This window comes from Arthrobacter sp. TE12232 (genome assembly GCF_054062615.1).
Genome location: NZ_JBSSFK010000001.1, coordinates 1749730 through 1767269 on the forward strand (window position 1 = coordinate 1749730; position 17540 = coordinate 1767269).

General features: G+C 66.5%; 16 protein-coding genes. 5 read left to right on the top strand and 11 right to left on the bottom strand.

Annotation, left to right across the window (positions count from 1 at the left end; all coding sequences use genetic code 11):
• The first annotated feature begins 24 nt into the window (after nt 1-24).
• Nucleotides 25-2643 (top strand): alpha-glucan family phosphorylase, encoded by a 2619-nt coding sequence (glgP, locus tag ACVWZ7_RS07665; protein ID WP_456507479.1) that lies wholly within the window; start codon nt 25-27, stop codon nt 2641-2643.
• A 74-nt stretch (nt 2644-2717) separates the two neighbouring features.
• Here glgP and ACVWZ7_RS07670 read toward each other — a convergent pair whose 3' ends face one another.
• Both ACVWZ7_RS07670 and glgX read right to left on the bottom strand, forming a co-directional pair.
• On the bottom strand, nt 2718-3074 hold the full coding sequence (locus ACVWZ7_RS07670; protein ID WP_456507480.1) for a barstar family protein: 357 nt from the start codon (nt 3072-3074) through the stop codon (nt 2718-2720).
• 22 nt (nt 3075-3096) lie between these two features.
• On the bottom strand, nt 3097-5211 hold the full coding sequence (gene glgX / locus ACVWZ7_RS07675) for a glycogen debranching protein GlgX (RefSeq protein WP_116768622.1): 2115 nt from the start codon (nt 5209-5211) through the stop codon (nt 3097-3099).
• A gap of 116 nt (nt 5212-5327) precedes the next feature.
• Between glgX and ACVWZ7_RS07680 the strand changes: the two genes are divergently transcribed.
• A complete protein-coding gene (locus ACVWZ7_RS07680) occupies nt 5328-6131 on the top strand; it encodes a carbon-nitrogen hydrolase family protein (protein WP_456507481.1) in 804 nt (267 codons plus the stop codon).
• A 462-nt stretch (nt 6132-6593) separates the two neighbouring features.
• Here ACVWZ7_RS07680 and rlmB read toward each other — a convergent pair whose 3' ends face one another.
• From rlmB to ACVWZ7_RS07710, 6 genes are all read right to left on the bottom strand, one after another.
• On the bottom strand, nt 6594-7595 hold the full coding sequence (gene rlmB / locus ACVWZ7_RS07685) for a 23S rRNA (guanosine(2251)-2'-O)-methyltransferase RlmB (RefSeq protein ID WP_344363084.1): 1002 nt from the start codon (nt 7593-7595) through the stop codon (nt 6594-6596).
• Nucleotides 7596-7729: 134 nt separating this feature from the next.
• A complete protein-coding gene (cysS, locus tag ACVWZ7_RS07690) occupies nt 7730-9208 on the bottom strand; it encodes a cysteine--tRNA ligase (RefSeq protein ID WP_456507482.1) in 1479 nt (492 codons plus the stop codon).
• 98 nt (nt 9209-9306) lie between these two features.
• On the bottom strand, nt 9307-9666 hold the full coding sequence (locus tag ACVWZ7_RS07695) for a hypothetical protein (protein WP_344363079.1): 360 nt from the start codon (nt 9664-9666) through the stop codon (nt 9307-9309).
• A gap of 96 nt (nt 9667-9762) precedes the next feature.
• The gene (ispF, locus tag ACVWZ7_RS07700) at nt 9763-10269 is read right to left on the bottom strand and encodes a 2-C-methyl-D-erythritol 2,4-cyclodiphosphate synthase (RefSeq protein ID WP_456507483.1); all 507 of its coding nucleotides are present in this window, start codon (nt 10267-10269) and stop codon (nt 9763-9765) included.
• Nucleotides 10266-11099, bottom strand: coding sequence for a 2-C-methyl-D-erythritol 4-phosphate cytidylyltransferase (ispD, locus tag ACVWZ7_RS07705; RefSeq protein WP_456507484.1), 834 nt, complete (start codon nt 11097-11099; stop codon nt 10266-10268). The genes ispF and ispD overlap by 4 nt, the downstream gene beginning before the upstream one ends.
• Nucleotides 11100-11300: 201 nt before the next feature.
• Nucleotides 11301-11783 carry a CarD family transcriptional regulator gene (locus ACVWZ7_RS07710; protein WP_026266570.1) on the bottom strand — a complete coding sequence of 161 codons (483 nt, stop codon included), beginning with the start codon at nt 11781-11783 and terminating at the stop codon, nt 11301-11303.
• 325 nt (nt 11784-12108) lie between these two features.
• Between ACVWZ7_RS07710 and ACVWZ7_RS07715 the strand changes: the two genes are divergently transcribed.
• Nucleotides 12109-12678, top strand: coding sequence for a hypothetical protein (locus ACVWZ7_RS07715; protein WP_344363138.1), 570 nt, complete (start codon nt 12109-12111; stop codon nt 12676-12678).
• A gap of 164 nt (nt 12679-12842) precedes the next feature.
• Here ACVWZ7_RS07715 and ACVWZ7_RS07720 read toward each other — a convergent pair whose 3' ends face one another.
• Nucleotides 12843-13523, bottom strand: coding sequence for a response regulator transcription factor (locus tag ACVWZ7_RS07720; RefSeq protein ID WP_091255327.1), 681 nt, complete (start codon nt 13521-13523; stop codon nt 12843-12845).
• The gene (locus ACVWZ7_RS07725) at nt 13520-14752 is read right to left on the bottom strand and encodes a sensor histidine kinase (RefSeq protein WP_344363135.1); all 1233 of its coding nucleotides are present in this window, start codon (nt 14750-14752) and stop codon (nt 13520-13522) included. Before ACVWZ7_RS07725 ends, ACVWZ7_RS07720 begins: the two co-directional genes overlap by 4 nt.
• A gap of 207 nt (nt 14753-14959) precedes the next feature.
• Here ACVWZ7_RS07725 and phoU point away from each other — a divergent pair, with 207 nt between their 5' ends.
• Nucleotides 14960-15622 carry a phosphate signaling complex protein PhoU gene (phoU, locus tag ACVWZ7_RS07730; protein WP_456507485.1) on the top strand — a complete coding sequence of 221 codons (663 nt, stop codon included), beginning with the start codon at nt 14960-14962 and terminating at the stop codon, nt 15620-15622.
• A gap of 149 nt (nt 15623-15771) precedes the next feature.
• Here phoU and ACVWZ7_RS07735 read toward each other — a convergent pair whose 3' ends face one another.
• Nucleotides 15772-16518 carry a phosphoglyceromutase gene (locus tag ACVWZ7_RS07735; protein ID WP_344363071.1) on the bottom strand — a complete coding sequence of 249 codons (747 nt, stop codon included), beginning with the start codon at nt 16516-16518 and terminating at the stop codon, nt 15772-15774.
• A 144-nt stretch (nt 16519-16662) separates the two neighbouring features.
• Between ACVWZ7_RS07735 and ACVWZ7_RS07740 the strand changes: the two genes are divergently transcribed.
• Nucleotides 16663-17511, top strand: a complete 849-nt coding sequence (locus ACVWZ7_RS07740) for a class I SAM-dependent methyltransferase (RefSeq protein ID WP_456507486.1) — start codon at nt 16663-16665, stop codon at nt 17509-17511.
• The last annotated feature ends 29 nt before the right edge of the window (nt 17512-17540 follow it).

Here is a 17540-nt window from a genome sequence, read left to right on the forward strand (position 1 = left end):
GAGTTGTCCGTTAGTGTTTCGCTGGTGAAGGCAATCCGCAGATTTACTGTCCGAACCGTTCTTCCGGAGTCCATCCGGCCGTTGGCCCGTCTCGCCACCAATCTTCGGTGGTCCTGGCATCGGCCCACCCGGGAGCTTTTTGAGGGGCTCAACCCCGGGATCTGGGCGGAGAGCGCCCATGACCCCGTGACGTTCCTGGGCTTGGTCAGCCGGGAAGAGCTGCAGCGCCTCGCGGCGGACCAGGACGTGGTGCGGCGTGTCCATGCCGCCGCCGACGACCTCGACCGCTACCTGGAGCAGCCGCGCTGGTACCAGAGCCTTGGCGACGGCGCCCCGTCCTGCATCGCCTATTTCTCGCCCGAGTTCGGCATCACCGAGGTCCTGCCCCAGTACTCGGGCGGTCTGGGCATCCTGGCCGGAGACCACCTGAAGGCGGCGTCGGACCTCGGCGTGCCGCTGATCGGCGTCGGCCTCCTGTATCAGGCCGGATACTTCAAGCAGTCCCTGTCCCGCGACGCGTGGCAGCAGGAAACGTACCCGGTCCTGGACCCGGACGGGCTGCCCCTGACGCTCCTGCGCGAGGCATCGCCGGACGGCAACGGCAAACCCGTGCAGATTTCCCTTCCCCTCCCCAACGACCGGCGCCTGCTGGCGCACGTGTGGCGGGCCGACGTCGGGCGTGTTCCGCTGCTGCTTCTGGACTCCAACGTTCCGGGCAATGACGAAGCCGCCCGCGGCATCACCGACCGCCTGTACGGCGGCGGCGGTGACCACCGGCTGCAGCAGGAGCTCCTGCTGGGCATGGGCGGGGTTAAGGCACTGCGCGAGTTCCAGCGCCTCACCGGGGTCCCGGCCCCGGAGGTCTTCCACACCAACGAAGGGCACGCCGGGTTCCTGGGCGTCGAGCGGATCCAGGAGTTGATGTCCGGCCCGGCCCCGCTGAGCTGGGACGAGGCCCTGGCCGCCGGTCGGGCGTCCACCGTGTTCACCACCCACACGCCAGTCCCGGCCGGGATCGACCGCTTCGAAATCTCCCAGATCCAACACTTCTTCGAAGCCGGTCTCGCACCAGACGTCCCGGTGGCAAAGATCCTGGATCTGGGCCGCGAGGACTTCACTGACGGCAACCCGTTCGTGTTCAACATGGCGGTCATGGGCCTGCGGCTTGCCCAGCGGGCCAACGGCGTGGCCAAACTGCACGGCGTGGTCTCCCGCGGAATGTTCTCCGCCCTCTGGCCGGGCTTTGACCACTCCGAAGTCCCCATCACCTCCGTCACCAACGGCGTGCACGTCCCCACCTGGGTGGACTCCCGCATCTCGGCGCTGGCGCGGGAAAAGTTCGGCGCCGATGCTGAGGCGCAGGGCCCCTGGGACCTGGCCTACAACGTCACCGACGAGGACCTGTGGGCGTTGCGGCGCGAAATGAGGGTGTCCCTGGTCGAGGACGTCCGGCGCCGGCTCCGGGCCGCCTGGAAGAAGCGCGGCGCGGCCGACGCCGAGCTGGCATGGACGGACTCCGTCCTGGATCCGGACATCCTGACCATTGGCTTTGCCCGCCGTGTGCCCACATACAAGCGGCTGACCCTCATGCTGCGGGATCCCGAACGACTCAAGGCTCTCCTGCTGCACAAGACTCATCCCATCCAGCTGGTGATCGCCGGGAAGTCGCACCCGGCCGATGACGCGGGCAAGAAGATGATCCAGGACCTGGTCCGGTTCACCGATGACCCCGCCGTGCGGCACCGGATCGCGTTCCTGCCCAACTACGACATCGCCATGGCGCGGACCCTGTTCCCGGGCTGCGACGTGTGGCTGAACAACCCGCTGCGCCCGCTGGAGGCCTGCGGAACCTCCGGCATGAAGGCGGCCCTGAACGGTTCGCTGAACCTCTCGGTCATGGACGGCTGGTGGGACGAGATGTACGACGGCGAGAACGGCTGGGCGATCCCGACCGCCAACAATGACGCGTCGCCGGAAGAACGTGACGACATCGAGGCAGCGGCACTCTACGAACTGCTTGAAACCCAGGTGGCGCCGCGGTTCTACGGGCTGACCGTCTCCGACGGGGCCGGCGCTGCCGGGCCTTCGGAGTCCGGCCCGCAAAAGGTGCCCACCCATTGGGTGTCCATGATCAAGCACACGATGTCCCACCTTGGCCCCGAGGTCTCCGCGGAGCGGATGCTCAAGGACTACGTCAACGTGCTGTACCGCCCGGCCGCGATCGCGGGACGCCACGCCGTGGCGGAGAACTACGCCCAGGCCAAGGCCCTGGCGGGGTGGACCTCACGGATCCGGGCGGCGTGGCCCCACATACAGGTGGAACACGTCGACTCCGTGGGGGTCTCCGAGGACCCGCAGATCGGCGATCTCCTCCAGGTCAACGCCTATGTCTCCCTCAGCGAGCTCTCACCGGACGATGTCTACGTTGAGGTGGCCTACGGCCGGGCCGAAGAATCCGACGAACTGGCGGACATCACGGTCGCGGAGCTCAAGGCCGCCGAAGACCTCGGCCGGGGCCGGCACCTCTTCAGCGGCACGCTGGTGATCGACCGTTCCGGGTCCTTCGGTTACACCGTGCGCGTGCTGCCCAAGCATGAGGCACTGGCGTCCAAGGCCGAGCTCGGCCTGATCGTCAACGCGTAGCGTGCCCAGCGTGCCTTGGCGGGCCGTCGTTCTCAACGCCGGCCCGCCGGGGGCTGGCGGCCCGGAACCCGGGCCTAGAGGCAGACGGCGATGACGGCCAGGCTCGTACCGGCGTAGCTCTCGGCGTCCTGCAGGGTTTCGCAGATGACGCCGAAGGAGCGGTCCGCGCGGAGCGCGGCCGGGACCTGCCAGATGAAGGTGACAGGGGCCTCGCCGTCGTCCGTCACGGCATCGGCGACGTCGTGCAGCGAGTCATGCAGGGCGTCCAGGTCCACGCCGTCGTCCTCGGGGAAGGCCAGGACTTTACTGAAGGTCTCCAGGACCGCCTGCTTGGTGTCGGCGGCGGGGATCACTAGGGTGCGGCGGCCGGCGTCGTCGATTTGCTCTGTGAGTTCTTCAATGGTCCAGGTGTCTGCCGAGTAAATCTTCATGGGGTCCTTAGATTGCAGCTGATCAGGTGCGGTAAATATTGATCGTGTTGGCCTGGACGACATCCCGTTCACCGGAGGCAACGCGGGCGCCCTGACGCCGGTCATGGAGCTCGGAGGTGGTGACGCGAAGCTCGAAGCGCCGGTGCCCGGTACCGTCCTCATTGCTGAGCCGCGGCAGGGTGACCTTGACGTCGTCGGCACCGCCGTTGACCACCACCAGGCCGTCCACGTGCCCGTCGTCGGAACCGAGCAGGAGCTGGATGACGCGGTGGGCCGGGTCATTCCACGTGTCCGCCGACATCGGGTTGCCGTCCACATCGAACCAGTGGAAGTAGGACTGGGTGTCGCGCGTGGGGTAGTCATGCGGCTGGCCGGCCAGGAACTCCTTGCGCAGCCTGATGACGCGCTTGGTGGTGCGCAGCATCGCATGGGATTCCGCGGTGTTGGTCCAGTCAATCCAGGTGAGCGCGTTGTCCTGGCAGTAGGCGTTGTTGTTGCCCTGCTGGGTCCGGCAGATCTCGTCGCCGGCGGCAATCATGGGTACGCCTTGGGAGATCATGAGGCAGGCCATGAGGTTCCGCCTGCTTTGGGCCCGGCGGGCCAGGATGTCGAGGTCTTCGGTGGGGCCTTCGAAGCCGTGGTTGTAGCTGCGGTTGTCCCCGTGGCCGTCGCGGTTCTGCTCCCCGTTGGCCTCGTTGTGCTTGCGGTCGTAGGCGGTCAGATCGGCCAGGGTGAAGCCGTCGTGGGCGGTGATGAAGTTCAGCGAGGCGAGCCGGGACCGGCCCGAAGACTCGAACAGCCCGGCGGAACCGGAGAGGGCATCCGCGAGGCGGGCCACGGGGCCGCCGTTACCGCCGGCGTCGATCGCAGCGCGGTCGGCGAGCCAGAAGCTGCGGACGGCGTCGCGGAAGTGATCGTTCCAGTCCACCCAGCCGGCCGGAAAGCGGCCCGTCTGCCAGCCGCCGTAGCCCACGTCCCAAGGCTCGGAAATCAACTTGATCCCGGACAGGACAGGATCGGCGCCCACCGCGACAAGGAAGGGGTGCCGGGGATCGAATTCGTTGGCACTGTTGCGGCACAGCGTGACGGCGAGGTCGAAGCGGAAGCCGTCGATGTGGAATTCGTTCACCCAGTAGCGCAGGGAATCCAGTACCAGCTGCACCACGCGGGGCTCGCCGAAGTTCAGGCTGTTGCCGCAGCCCGTGGTGTCCACATACCTGCCGTGGCCGTCGTTGCGGTAATACTGCATCTCGCCCAGGCCGCGGAAGCTTAAGGTGGGGCCGTCCGTGCCGCCCTCGGCGGTGTGGTTGTAGACGACGTCGAGGATGACCTCCAGCCCGGCGGCGTGCAACAGCTTGACCATGCCCTTGAACTCGTCCTGGACCGCGTGCGCGCCGGCAGCCTGGGCCGCCGCGGTGGCGTAGCCGGGGTGCGGGGCGAAGAAGGCGGCCGTGTTGTAGCCCCAGTAATTCGTCAGCCCGAGCTGCTGCAGGTGCGGCTCGTCGACGTGGAAGTGGACGGGCAGGAGCTGGATCGCCGTGACGCCCAGCGAGATCAGATGCTCGATCATGGCCGGGTGGGCCATGCCGGCGTAGGTCCCCTGCAGTTCCTCGGGAATATCCGGGTGCAGCTTTGTCTGGCCCCTGACGTGGGCCTCGTAGACGATCGTGTTGCGCCACGGCACGCGCGGGCTGCGGTCCAGCCCCCAGTCAAAGTCACTGCCGACCCGGACGCTGGTGATCAGCTCTTCGCGTTCGTCGACGGCCCGGCCGTACGGGTCCATCAGCAGCGGCTGCTCGCCGGCGGCGTCAAAATCCGTGGCGGGCATGGACAGCGGGAGGGCCTCGTGTTCCGGAGAGGCCCGGAAGCCGTAGCGCGACCCTGCGGGGATGCCCTCCACAATGCCGTGGTGGACACCATCGGTGATGTTGGGCAGGGTCTTGACCTGCCAGGTTCCCCCGGGCGGCTGATATGCGATCTCGAGGGTGGTCACGCCGGGCGCGTAGACAGCCACGTTGGCGAACGCGCCGCGGGGATCGTCCACTGCCGGCGACCCGGTGTGCGGAACGCTGATCCCCAGCGGAAACGCTCGCGAAGCGTCTACGGTGGAAGCTGTGTCTATAAAGGGCATAACCATTGCTTAAAGCTTAGCCGGGCCGAACAAATGGCCCTCATTTTCGTTTTCATGACGTTTTGCAGTGTACGGAAGCGCCGCACTGCATACTGGAATGAAGCGCCGAGTTGGAGGTAATTGTGCGCGCAGCATTAGCCCAAATCATCACCGGACGCGATCTGGCCGCGAATCTGGCCCTCATAGAGGACTATGCACGTCAGGCAAAAGCCGGCGGCGCGGACCTGGTGGTGTTCCCGGAAGCCGCCATGCGGGCTTTCGGAAATTCACTTCTGGATATCGCCGAGCCGCTGGACGGTCCGTGGGGATCACGCGTGCGCGCCCTCGCCGCGGAACTCGACATCGTCATCGTCGCGGGGATGTTCACCCCCGGCACCGCCGGCAACGGCGCGAAGGTGCGCAACACCCTGCTCGTCACCGGCCGCGGCCTCGAGGCCAGCTACGATAAAATCCACCTCTTCGACGCCTTCGGCTTCGCGGAGTCGGACACGGTCGACGCCGGCGCCGACCCCGTCACCTTTGAGCTCGACGGCGTGACGTTCGGCCTCGCCACGTGCTACGACATCCGCTTCCCGGACCTTTTCACGGAAAACGCGGACCGCGGCGCCGACGTGAACATTGTGTGCGCCTCCTGGGGCTCGGGCCCCGGCAAGGCCGAGCAGTGGAAGCTCCTGGCCCGCGCCCGCGCCCTGGACTCCACCACTCTGGTCCTCGCCTGCGGCCAAGGCGACCCCGCCAGCGTGGGCCACCCGGTCAAGGGCTCCGCCCCCACCGGAGTCGGGCACTCCGTGGTAGTTTCCCCCATGGGCGACATCCTGGCAGAGCTCGACGGCGCCCCCGGACTGCTGTTCGCCGACCTCGACACCGCCACAGTCAAGGAAGCCCGAACCAACCTCCCGGTCCTAGCCAACCGCCATAAGTTCTAGGTCAACATCGGCCAAGTTGGCGGTGGTTAGGTCCCGCGGTCACCGGCGCCCTGCCGTCGCTTAGACACCTCCCGCCGCTTACTTCGGCCGCTGGCCGGCCTCATCCAGCTCTGGTCGGCGATGCGCTCCTTAGCAGGACCCCGGCGCCCGCTGTATGCCGGGGCACCGCCCGCTGGGTTGCCTTTGAAAGAGACGCTCCCGCACGTTTGGCACGTTAAACGGAAACGCTCCCCCACTATGAACTAATGGTGAGAGCGTTTTGCCGTTTACCGCGAAAGGCGAGGAAGCGTCAGAGACGGAACCGGAGTTTTGCTAAGGAGCGCATCGCCGACCAGAGACGATGAAGGCCGCCCGCGGCCGAAAGCGTCGACGGGAGGTGTCTAAGCGACGGCAAAACTTCGGTGACGGCGAACCCGACCACGACTGCAGTTCCGGCGGGACCCAATCCCGCCGAAGCTTGGACTACTTAGCGGCGCGCTGGCGGGAGATCTCGTAGAGGGAGATGCCGACTGCCATGGAGGCGTTCAGGGATTCCATGGCGGAGTCGATCGGGATGGAGACGATCTGGTCGCAGTTTTCGCGGACCAGGCGGCTGAGGCCCTTGCCCTCGGAACCCACGACGAGGCACACCGGCTCTGTGGCCAGGGCGAGATCGGGCAGCGAGACGTCGCCGTCGCCGTCGAGCCCCAGCACATAGATACCCATGTTCTTGAACGCCTTGAGCGTGTTGTTCAGGTTGGCAGCGCGTGCGACAGGGACACGGACAGCCGCGCCGGCGCTTGTCTTCCAGGCCGAGGCGGTAACGCCCACGGAGCGGCGCTCCGGGACGATGACGCCGTGGCCGCTGAAAGCCGAGACGGAGCGGATGATCGCACCGAGGTTGCGGGGATCGGTGATGCCGTCCAGTGCCACGAAGAGCGGGGCGTTGGCCACGTGGCCCTTCTTCCAGGCCTCGAGGGTCTCTTCCGCGAGTTCGTAGGCGTCCTGGTATTCGTACGGCGGAATCTGCAGCACGAGGCCCTGGTGGATGGCGTCATCGGTCATGCGGTCGAGCTCGGGCTTGCCGGTTTCCATCAGCGGGATGCCGCGTTCGGCGGCGAGCTTCAGGGATTCCTTGACGCGGTCGTCCATTTCAATGCGGACGGCGACGTGCAGGGCCTTGGCCGGGATGCCAGCACGCAGCGCTTCGACCACCGAGTTGCGGCCGGTGACGACCTCTTCAGTGGCGCGGCCCTTCGGACCTGAGCGGCCGGTCCGGGCTGCGGTGCTCGTGGTGCGGCTTCCGCTGGCACGCTTGGCCTCGGAGCGTTCCGCGAGCTGCTTGTTCTTAAACGCCTTGTGGTAGGGGCGGTCCTCCGCCTTCGGCGTGGGGCCCTTGCCCTCAAGTGCCTTGCGCCCGTGACCGCCGGTTCCGACGGTAGGGCCCTTCTTCATTTTGACCGACCGGCGACCGTTGTTGGCCATGAGTTCCACCCCTGCTTGTTACGTACTTTGTTGATAAGTCTGACCTCCAGTCTACTGACCCGAGTAAAATCCTCGATCAGGGATGGCCCGAGGCAAGGCCAGACTTGGATGTCAGACGGCGCAGCAGCAGTTATTCAGCCGCGCTTCAGGCTCCAGCTGGCCCCGTCCGGGCCGTCCTCGACGACTACTCCGGCGGCGGCGAGGGTGTCCCGGATGGCGTCGGAAGCAGCCCAGTCTTTAGAGGCCCGGGCCTTGGCCCGCGCTTCCAGCTGTGCCTCGACAAGGACGCCAAGAGCCGTGGTGGCGTGCGCGTCCGCGGCGGGCCCTGCCGTGGCATTCAGGCCCAGGACATCCAGCATGGCGGTGACGCTGCTGAGTGCCTGCCCGGCCGCATCGAGGTCGCCCGCGGTGAGGGCCGTATTCCCGGACCGGACGGCGTCGTGCAGCGCAGCCAGGGCCTGCGGGACGTTAAGGTCATCGTCCATGGCGGCCGCGAACGCCTCCGGCACGGACGCGGCGGGCAAGTCTTCGGGCGGGGCGGGCCTGGCCGAAACCGTGGCCGAGGCGTCAGGCAGGACCCGGCCGGCCCGGTTGAGGAAACCGTCGATCCGTTCGACGGCGGCGGCCGCTTCCTGCAGGGACGTCGGCTGGTAGTCCAGGACCGAGCGGTACTGCGCCTGCCCCAGGTAGTAGCGGACGACGCGGGCCGGGGCGAGTTCGAGCATTTCCGCCGGACTGACGGTGTTGCCGATGGACTTGGACATTTTTTCGCCGGCGTAGGTGACCATCCCGTTGTGCATCCAGAAGTTCGCGAAGCCGTGGCCGGCTGCCTGGGACTGGGCCATCTCGTTCTCGTGGTGCGGGAAGCGCAGGTCCAGGCCGCCGCCGTGGATGTCGAACTCGGTGCCGAGGTACTTGGTGACCATCGCCGAGCATTCGAGGTGCCAGCCCGGGCGGCCGGCGCCCCACGGCGAGGTCCAGCTCGCCGTCGTCGGCTCGCCGTCCTTGTGGCCCTTCCAGAGCGCGAAGTCCCGGGGGTCCTTCTTGCCGCGCGGGTCGGCGTCGGGGGCGCCCTGCATGTCGTCGATCTTCTGCCGGGTCAGGGAACCGTAGGCGGACCAGGAGCGCACGTCGAAGTAGACGTCGCCGGAGCCGTCCAGGGCCGGATAGGCGTGGCCGCGGTCGATCAGCTGCTGGATGAGGGCGTGCATTTCCGGGATGTGGCCGGTGGCGCGGGGCTCATAGGTGGGGCGGGAGACGCCTAAGGTGTCGTAGGCCTTGAGGAATTCCTGCTCGTAGCGGTAGGCCAGCGCCCACCATTCCTCGTTGCGGACGGCTCCGGGTTCGTCCTCAAAGTCGGGGCCGAAGGAGGCCGCGGACTTGGCGAGGATCTTGTCGTCGATGTCCGTGACGTTGCGGACCACCGTCACGCGGAAACCGCGGTACTGCAGCCAGCGGGTCAGCTGGTCGAATGCGATCGCGGAGCGGATGTGGCCCACATGTGGCATGCCCTGCACGGTTGCTCCGCAGTAGTACAGGCTCACCTGGCCAGGTACCAGGGGGACGAAGTCGCGGACTTCGGCGGATGCTGTGTCGTAAAAGCGCAGGGTCACCGCTCCAGATTAGCCGATGGCGGTCCGCGGGCTCACCGGCGTGTGTGCCGCCGCACCTACTGCCTTGCGGCCAGTCCGGGACCGTCGGTCCGGCAGCCCTACTTGCAGTACTGCCCGATCTTGTTGATCTGCTCGGTGAGCTGGGCCGTTTGTGCGTCCGTCTTGGCCCCCGTGGGGCTCGCGGCAACCTGTTTCATGATGTCGGCCATCTGCTGGATGGGTGCGCCCACCTCCGGCGCCACCTTGTCCGCGACCTCCTGGTAGTGCTGCCCGATCTGCGCGGCCTGCTCCTTGGCGGTCCCGGAGGGCACGAAGGTATCGGTGTTGAGGAACTTGCAGCTGTCCTCGACGCTCATCTTCGGGGTGGCGCTGGGGGTCTGGGGCGCCGTCGTCGAGACGGCGCAGCCGCTCAGCATGGTCCCGGCCACAAGTACGACGGCGGTCAGCAGCTTCTTCACGGCAGGTCTCCTGGCAGTTCGGGACGGGATGTCACGGCGGGGTCTTCCCCCCTCAAGCGTAGGTGACGGAGGCCAGCAGTGTTCAACCTCCGGTCATCAGCCGGCCGGATAGACGAGCGCCGTGGCCACCGCCGAGATCCCCTCCCCGCGGCCGGTGAACCCGAGTCCGTCGCTCGTGGTGGCCGTGACGCTGACCGGCGCGCGGGCTGCGTCGCTGAGGACTCGCTGGGATTCCTCCCGCCGGGGGCCGAATTTCGGCCGGTTGGCCACAAACTGCACGGCGATATTGCCGATCTCGAACCCGTAGGCCCGGACAATCCGGGCGGCCTCGGCCAGCAGGGTCACGCCGGACGCGCCAGCATACTCGGGCCGGTCCGTCCCGAAATGCGTGCCGAGATCGCCCACCCCGCAGGCGGAGAAGAGCGCGTCGGCAGCAGCGTGCGCCACGGGATCGCCGTCGGAATGCCCGGACAGCCCGCGTTCCCCTTCCCAGAAGAGTCCGCCAAGCCACAGCGGTTGCGGCTGGTCCTCGGCGGCGAAGGCGTGGACGTCGATTCCGATTCCGGTCCGGGGGATGACGGGCGGGTTGGTGGACATGCTCATCCCTCCACCCAGCGTGCGCCGAGGGGTCCTTCGAGGAGCCCCTCGGCAAGGACCAGGTCCAGGGGCGTGGTGATCTTGAGGGACTGGCTGGCACCGCGCACGGCGTGGACAGGCACGCCGAGGAGTTCCACGAGCATTGCGTCGTCCGTGACGAGGGCGGCCTGTCCGGCGTCGAACCCGGCGGCGGCCTCGTGGGCTCGTTTGAGGGTGTCGAGGGCGAATCCCTGCGGCGTCTGGACAGCCCGGAGCGACTCCCGGGGCGCCGTCCCGGTGACCAGCTCGGGGGCCACCGCGGCGCCGGCGCCGGTGGTCGGTTCGACGGTCTTGACAGTGTCCACCACCGGCATCACGGGAATAACGGCTGCGGCGCCGGCGCCCAGCGCGGCGGCGACCCGGTGAAAGACGGATTCGGGCGTTAGTGCCCGGGCGGCGTCGTGGACCAGCACTGATTCAACACCGGGCAGGAGCGCGGCCATCGCGGCGCGAACTGACTCGGCGCGGCTTGCACCGCCCTCGACGACGGTCACGACCGGACCTTGGAGGGCGTGACCCGTCGCCGCGTTGCGGCGGTGTGCGGCCGCCAGCTCATGCGCGAAGGCCTCGCACAACGCACGCAGTTCGGCATCTCCCGGGGGGATGGCAACGCAGATTTGCTGCGCGATCCCGGCGGCGGCCACGCCCCGCAGGGCGTGGGTGAGGATGCTATCCCCGCCCAACGGCACCTTGGCTTTGGGCATGCCGTAGCCCAGGCGTTGGCCCGAGCCGGCAGCCACAACAATGACCGCGGTGACGGGACCGGCCGGTGACGTGTTCGTCGGTGCAGTATCCATGCGCACAAGACTACGTCCCCGCGCCCCCCGAGCACCCCCCGTTGCCCTATCACTTGTGGCGCTTCTGAGCGCTGAGAGGGACCACAACTGATAGCGCAACCGAGGGGGCCGCCGACAACGGGCAAGAAGAAACCCCGGCGGCCTGATGCCACCGGGGTTCGATTCTTATCTGCGCCGGCTCTTAGGTGAGCCGGCCTTGTGCTAGGAAGCCAAGACCTCGTCGAGAACGCTTGCAGCCTTCTCTTCATCCGTCTTTTCAGCCAGTGCCAGTTCCGAAATAAGGATCTGGCGGGCCTTGGCCAGCATGCGCTTCTCTCCCGCGGAGAGTCCCCGGTCGTGATCGCGGCGCCAAAGGTCGCGGACGACCTCTGCCACCTTGATGACGTCACCGGAAGCAAGCTTTTCCAGGTTTGCCTTGTAACGACGCGACCAGTTTGTGGGCTCTTCAGTGAACTCGGCGCGCAGCACGTCAAATACGTGCTCCAAGCCTTCCTTGCCCACTACGTCCCGAACCCCAACCAGGTCAACGTTTTCTGCTGGAACTTCAATGGTCAGATCACCCTGAGCCACCTTGAGCTTGAGATACATCTTCTCTTCGCCCTTGACGGTGCGCATCTTGATTTCTTCAATTTTGGCTGCACCGTGGTGAGGGTAAACTACTGTCTCGCCGACCTCAAAAACCATGTGGACATTCCCCTTTCCCGCAGACCAGTTTATCACGATTAAGGCATACAACTGGCATCTAAAGGTGCCGGGAACCGCATGAATCCGGGGAAAATGGCCTTAATCCACCCCCTCAAACCCCTTGACGGATGCAGATAATAGTGCCTTCGACGCTAACTGCCAAGAGGTTTCGGACTCCCGTGGAACGGGCCGCTGCTGCCCGGACGCACCCGTCCGCGCGCTTATGTGTAGGCGCCGAATCCTTGTTTGAGGCCGATTGCGGCTAGGCTATGGCTGAATAATGTTTCAAGACTCTCAAGGAGTGCGTGACGTGCGTTTCACTGCGATGAACCGGGGCCAGCGCGGCAAGCTGGCAATGGCAACGGCTGCACTTGGCATCGGGCTGCTGTCCCTGACTGGCTGCAGCTACATCAACCCCCAGCAGACCTCGGAGCAGTACTCGGCGTCGGACGGAACCCGCACTGATCTCGGCCCGCTGCAGCTGCGCAACTTCATCATCGTTGCCGACGGCCAGGACAAGCCGGGCCGCGTGATCGGCGCCGTGTACAACACCTCCTCCAAGGACGTGGTGCTGACCATCAAGGGCGCGGAAGGGTCACAGGCGGAGGTCCCGGTGAAGCAGAACTCCCACACCATGCTCAACGACTCCACCGCCGCGGTACTCCTGACCCCCGCCGGCGCCAAGCCCGGCGCGATGACCGAGGTCACGATCTCCGAGAGCGGCACCAACATGGACGCCAAGTTCAAGGTTCCGGTTCTGGACGGCACGATCGTCGACTACAAGACGTACCTGCCGACGCCGGAGCCGACCCCCAGCAGCACGGCGACTTCCAGCAGCACGGCAACTTCCACCGAAACGGCCACGCCGACGCCGAGCAGCACCGCGGGCCACTAGCCTCAGCCCACTAGATCCGCCCGGCAGCCTTCGCGGCTGGACGAACTGCCAAAGTATTGCAAAAAGGAGGGGCACCCACGGGTGCCCCTCCTTTTTGCATGTCTTTTACATTCCCTGGACTCCGGGCCGCCCCGGCAGCTAGTCCAGGGCGGCGTCTCCCATCCCTACGGCTCGAACTTGTAACCCAGCCCGCGGACGGTGATCAGGTACCGCGGCGCCGAGGCATCCGGCTCAATCTTGCTGCGCAGCCGTTTGACGTGGACGTCGAGGGTTTTGGTGTCTCCCACATAGTCGGAGCCCCAGACCCTGTCGATCAGCTGGCCGCGGGTCAGGACCCGGCCGGAGTTCCGCAGCAACATTTCCAGCAGCTCGAATTCCTTGAGGGGCAGTGCGATCTGCTCGCCGCCGACGCTCACGACGTGCCGTTCGATGTCCATCCGGACGGGACCGGCCTGCACCGTACTGGAGACGAGTTCCTCAGGCTCGCTCTGGCGCCGCAGGACGGCGCGGACGCGGGCCACGAGCTCCCGCGAGGAGTAGGGCTTGGTGACGTAGTCATCGGCGCCCAGCTCCAGGCCCACCACCTTGTCGATTTCCGAGTCCTTGGCCGTCAGCATGATCACCGGGACACTGGATCGCTGCCGGAGTTGGCGGCAGACTTCGGTGCCCGACTGGCCAGGCAGCTGCAGGTCCAGGAGGACGAGGTCGGCGCCGTTGCGGTCGAATTCCGTGATGGCGTCGAGTCCGTTGTCCACCACCTCCACCTCGAACCCTTCTTTGCCCAACAGATAGGACAGGGGGTCGCTGAAGGACTCCTCGTCCTCAACAATAAGAATCCTGCTCAAGCGCTAGCTCCTTGCTCATGGACGCCGGCGGCGTCACGTCGTTGCGGTCTGGGGTCCTGGCTGGAAGGGTGGGCGGCGGCTTTGCCGGCCCCGGCGCCGTCGGCGTCGTCCTGGCCTTCCATCTCGGGAAGCCGAATGGTGAACGTGGAACCCTTGCCAAGCTGGGACCACAGGGTGACCTCACCGCCGTGGTTGGAAATGACGTGCTTGACGATGCTCAGGCCCAGCCCCGTGCCTCCGGTCTGCCGCGAGCGGGCGGCATCCACCCGGTAGAAGCGTTCGAAGACACGCTCCTGGTCCTCGGGGCTGAGCCCCTCACCCTGGTCCGTCACCGAGACAGCCACGAGACCGTCCTTGGAGCGGATGCCGATGCCCACCTTGGTGTTCTCCGGCGAGTAGCGGATGGCGTTGTCGATCAGGTTCCGCAGCGCAGTGACGAGGAGGTCCTGGTCGCCGTAGACCATGGCATTGGCGTGGCCGCCGACCACCAGTTGGATGTTCTTGCTCTCGGCGGGCAGCTGGGAGCGGTCCACGGCCTCGCTGACCACCGTGTTGATGTCCACGGGGCGGCCCTGCTGCGCGACGTTGGCGCCCTGCAGCCGGGAAAGCTCGATGATGTCCTGGACCAGGGCCGCGAGCCGTGTCGATTCCTTGTGCATGCGCTTGGCAAACCGTTTGACGGCTTCGGGGTCGTCAGCGGACGATTCGAGGGCCTCCGCCAGGAGCGAGATCGCCCCGACCGGCGTTTTCAGTTCGTGGGAGACGTTGGCGACAAAGTCGTTGCGGACTTCCTCGGTGCGGGTGAATTCCGTGCGGTCATCGGCGAGCAGGAGGATATATTCCTCTGCGATCACGGCTGCCCGGACCTGCACAACGATCGTGCCCTGGCCGAGCGGGCCGCGTGGCAGCTCCAGCTGCTTTTCCAGGATGACCCCGTCACGGCGCACCTTGGCGGTCATTTCCAGCAGCTGTTGGTGCACCACGGTGTGCCCGCGGACCAGTCCGTAGGCGTAGGCGGCAGGGCTGGCGCGGACCACGCCGTCAATCGCATCGACCACCACGAACGCGCGGCCGAGCACGGCGAGCACCTCCGCGGCGCCCTCGGGCAGCGAGGGTTCCTCGACGTCGACGTCGACGATGTGCCGCTGCTGCTCACTGACCCGGAATGCGAGTACGCCGAACATGCCAAACGAGAGGCCGATCAGGCCGGCGATCACGCCGATGAGCATTGGATCCACGGCTCCAGCTTATGCTCTGCCCAGCGGACGAAACCGAAATCTCCTGCGATTCCGGCGCCGGTTCAGCTAACGTTCACCTATTGGGGCGTAACAGTTCACCAGACACTGAAAGAGTTGACAGTTGGAGCGCCGGTAGGCGAACCGAAATAGGCCCGCCACTTCAATGGCCGGCAATATTTCCGAGGAAAGGACGCACACGTGCGTAAGGTTTTTCAGGAGGAGCTCGCCCAGGTAAGGGAGCAGCTCGTCGAGATCTCAACGCTGGTCACGGAGGCCATCGACAAGGCCACGACGGCTTTCCAGGGCGCCGACATCGACCTCGCCGAGGACGTGATTGCCGCCGATGCCCGGATCGACTTCCTGCAAAACAGCCTCGACGAACACGCCATTGACATCCTGGCCCTCCAGGGGCCGGTGGCCAGCGACCTGCGCATGCTCGTGGGCTCGCTCCGGATGAGCGCTTCGCTGGAACGCATGGGCGACCTCGCCCGGCACCTGGCCCAGCTGGCGCGACTGCGCTACCCCGCAACCGTAGTCCCGGAGCAGTTGAGGGAGACCTTCAAGAGCTTCGCCGAACAGGATCTGCTGATCGCCCAGAAGCTCACCGAACTGCTGGCAACCCGTGACCTCGGCGTTGCCCGGGAAATCATGAGGGCCAACGGTGTTGTCAACGACCTTCACCTGAGCGTTTTCAAGGCGATCGCTCGCAGCGACTGGCAGGAGTCCCCGGCCACCACGGTGGACGTTGCCCTGGCCAGCCGCTACTTTGAGCGCTTCGCCGACCACGGCGTCTCCGTAGCCCAGAAGGTGACCTACCTGGTCACCGGTGCGTGGCAGCCGAACACCATCGAACACATCTGACGGCGGCTTTCCCGCAGACACACGCAGATACAACGACGGCGTCCGGTCACCTTGTGACCGGACGCCGTCGTTTGTTCTTTAAGCTCTTGCGCGTCGCTCCGTGCTGCGCTTTGTGCGTAGGTTTGCGCTCGGCGCAGGGCGGGAACTACTTACTTCTTGCCCTGGTTGGCGACGGCCTTGATGGACTCGGCGGCGGCCTCGGGGTCAAGGTAGGTGCCGCCCGGGTTCAGCGGCTTGAAGTTTTCATCCAGTTCGTAGACCAGCGGGATGCCGGTGGGGATGTTCAGGCCGGCGATGTCTTCGTCGCTGATGCCGTCAAGGTGCTTCACCAGGGCCCGGAGCGAGTTGCCGTGGGCCGTGACCAGGACGGTCTTGCCGGCCTTGAGGTCGGCCTTGATGTCCGATTCCCAGTACGGCAGCAGCCGGATCAGGACGTCTTTGAGGCACTCAGTGCGCGGGACGGCGTCGCCGAGGTCCTTATAGCGCGGGTCCCCGACCTGGGAGAACTCGGAGTCGTCAGCCAAGGGCGGCGGCGGGGTGTCGTAGGAACGGCGCCAGGTCATGAACTGCTCCTCGCCGTACTCGGCGAGAGTCTGGGCCTTGTCCTTGCCCTGCAGGGCGCCGTAGTGGCGCTCGTTCAGGCGCCAGTCGCGCTTGACGTCGATCCAGCCGCGGTCGGCCTTCTCAAGGGCCAGGTTCGCCGTGTTGATGGCCCGCTTCAGCCTTGAGGTGTAGAGGATGTCGGGGAGGATGTTGTTCTCCACGAGGAGCTCACCGCCGCGCACCGCCTCGGCGCGGCCCTGGTCGTTCAGGTCAACGTCCACCCAGCCGGTGAACAGGTTCTTGGCGTTCCATTCGCTGTGGCCGTGGCGCAGCAGAATCAGCTTGTAGGTCATGGTTTTTATCCTAGCCGAGCCCCCGCAGGCGGCGCAGAGCGTTACACCGCGTGCGTTTCACAGCAACGCGGGGTCAGATACGGCCCATTCCGGGGCCTGTATCTGACCCCACGATGGTGGAAGCCCGAACGATAAGCTGGGGCTGTGGTGCAAAAGGCTGAACGGGTGCTGGCCCCCCGGAACCAGGGCGGGGCGAAAAGCGGTGTCCGCGGCGGCAGGCCGGTGGGCAACGTGACCCGGGGAACCACGAACCCCAACCGGATGCGCCGCGTGGACCGCTGGCTGACCGGCCCGCAGGCCTGGCGGCTGCGCGCCGCGGCCGATCCCCTCGCCATCGACCTCGGCTACGGCGCCTCGCCGGCAACCGCCGTCGAACTCTTTGACCGACTCTCCACGATCCGCGCGGACGTGCGGGTGGTGGGAATCGAAATCGAACCGGAAAGGGTCCGGCAGGCCCAGGCACTGGAACGACCCGGCCTGAGTTTCCAGCTAGGCGGCTTTGAGCTGCCTGTGGCCGGAGTTCCTGTGCTGGTGCGGGCCTTCAACGTGCTTCGGCAGTACGAGGAAGCCGACGTGCCGGGCATCTGGCGGCTCGTGCAGGACCACCTCGCCCCGGGCGGGCTGTTCGTCGACGGCACGTGCGATGAAATCGGGCGGCGCGCCGCCTGGGTGGCGCTCGACGCCATGCGGCCGCTGAGCCTGAGCGTGTCCATGCGGTTTGGCGCCTTCGCGCTGCCCTCCGACGTCGCCGAACGGCTGCCGAAGGCCCTGATCCACCGCAACGTGCCCGGCGAAAAGATCCACGCCTACCTTCAGGCGATGGATAAGGCCTGGCTGGAGGCGGCACCCTTGGCGTCCTTCGGCAACCGCCAGCGCTGGTCAGCGATGTGCCGCGCGCTGCTCGACGCCGGCTGGCCCGTCCAAGACGGCCCGTCGCGGTGGCGGCTGGGCGAAGTCACGGTGGGCTGGGACGCTGTGGCGCCGGGGAATTAGCCTGGTGCCGGCGGGTGGGCCCACGGCGG

Bases quoted from the DNA above. Each gene is read 5' to 3' on its own strand.
- ACVWZ7_RS07670 (WP_456507480.1), bottom strand. From the start codon at position 3,074: ATGAAGATTTACTCGGCAGACACCTGGACCATTGAAGAACTCACAGAG.
- glgX (WP_116768622.1), bottom strand. From the start codon at position 5,211: ATGGTTATGCCCTTTATAGACACAGCTTCCACCGTAGACGCTTCGCGA.
- rlmB (WP_344363084.1), bottom strand. From the start codon at position 7,595: ATGGCCAACAACGGTCGCCGGTCGGTCAAAATGAAGAAGGGCCCTACC.
- ispF (WP_456507483.1), bottom strand. From the start codon at position 10,269: ATGAGCATGTCCACCAACCCGCCCGTCATCCCCCGGACCGGAATCGGA.
- ispD (WP_456507484.1), bottom strand. From the start codon at position 11,099: ATGGATACTGCACCGACGAACACGTCACCGGCCGGTCCCGTCACCGCG.
- ACVWZ7_RS07710 (WP_026266570.1), bottom strand. From the start codon at position 11,783: ATGGTTTTTGAGGTCGGCGAGACAGTAGTTTACCCTCACCACGGTGCA.
- ACVWZ7_RS07715 (WP_344363138.1), top strand. From the start codon at position 12,109: ATGAACCGGGGCCAGCGCGGCAAGCTGGCAATGGCAACGGCTGCACTT.
- ACVWZ7_RS07725 (WP_344363135.1), bottom strand. From the start codon at position 14,752: ATGCTCATCGGCGTGATCGCCGGCCTGATCGGCCTCTCGTTTGGCATG.
- ACVWZ7_RS07735 (WP_344363071.1), bottom strand. From the start codon at position 16,518: ATGACCTACAAGCTGATTCTGCTGCGCCACGGCCACAGCGAATGGAAC.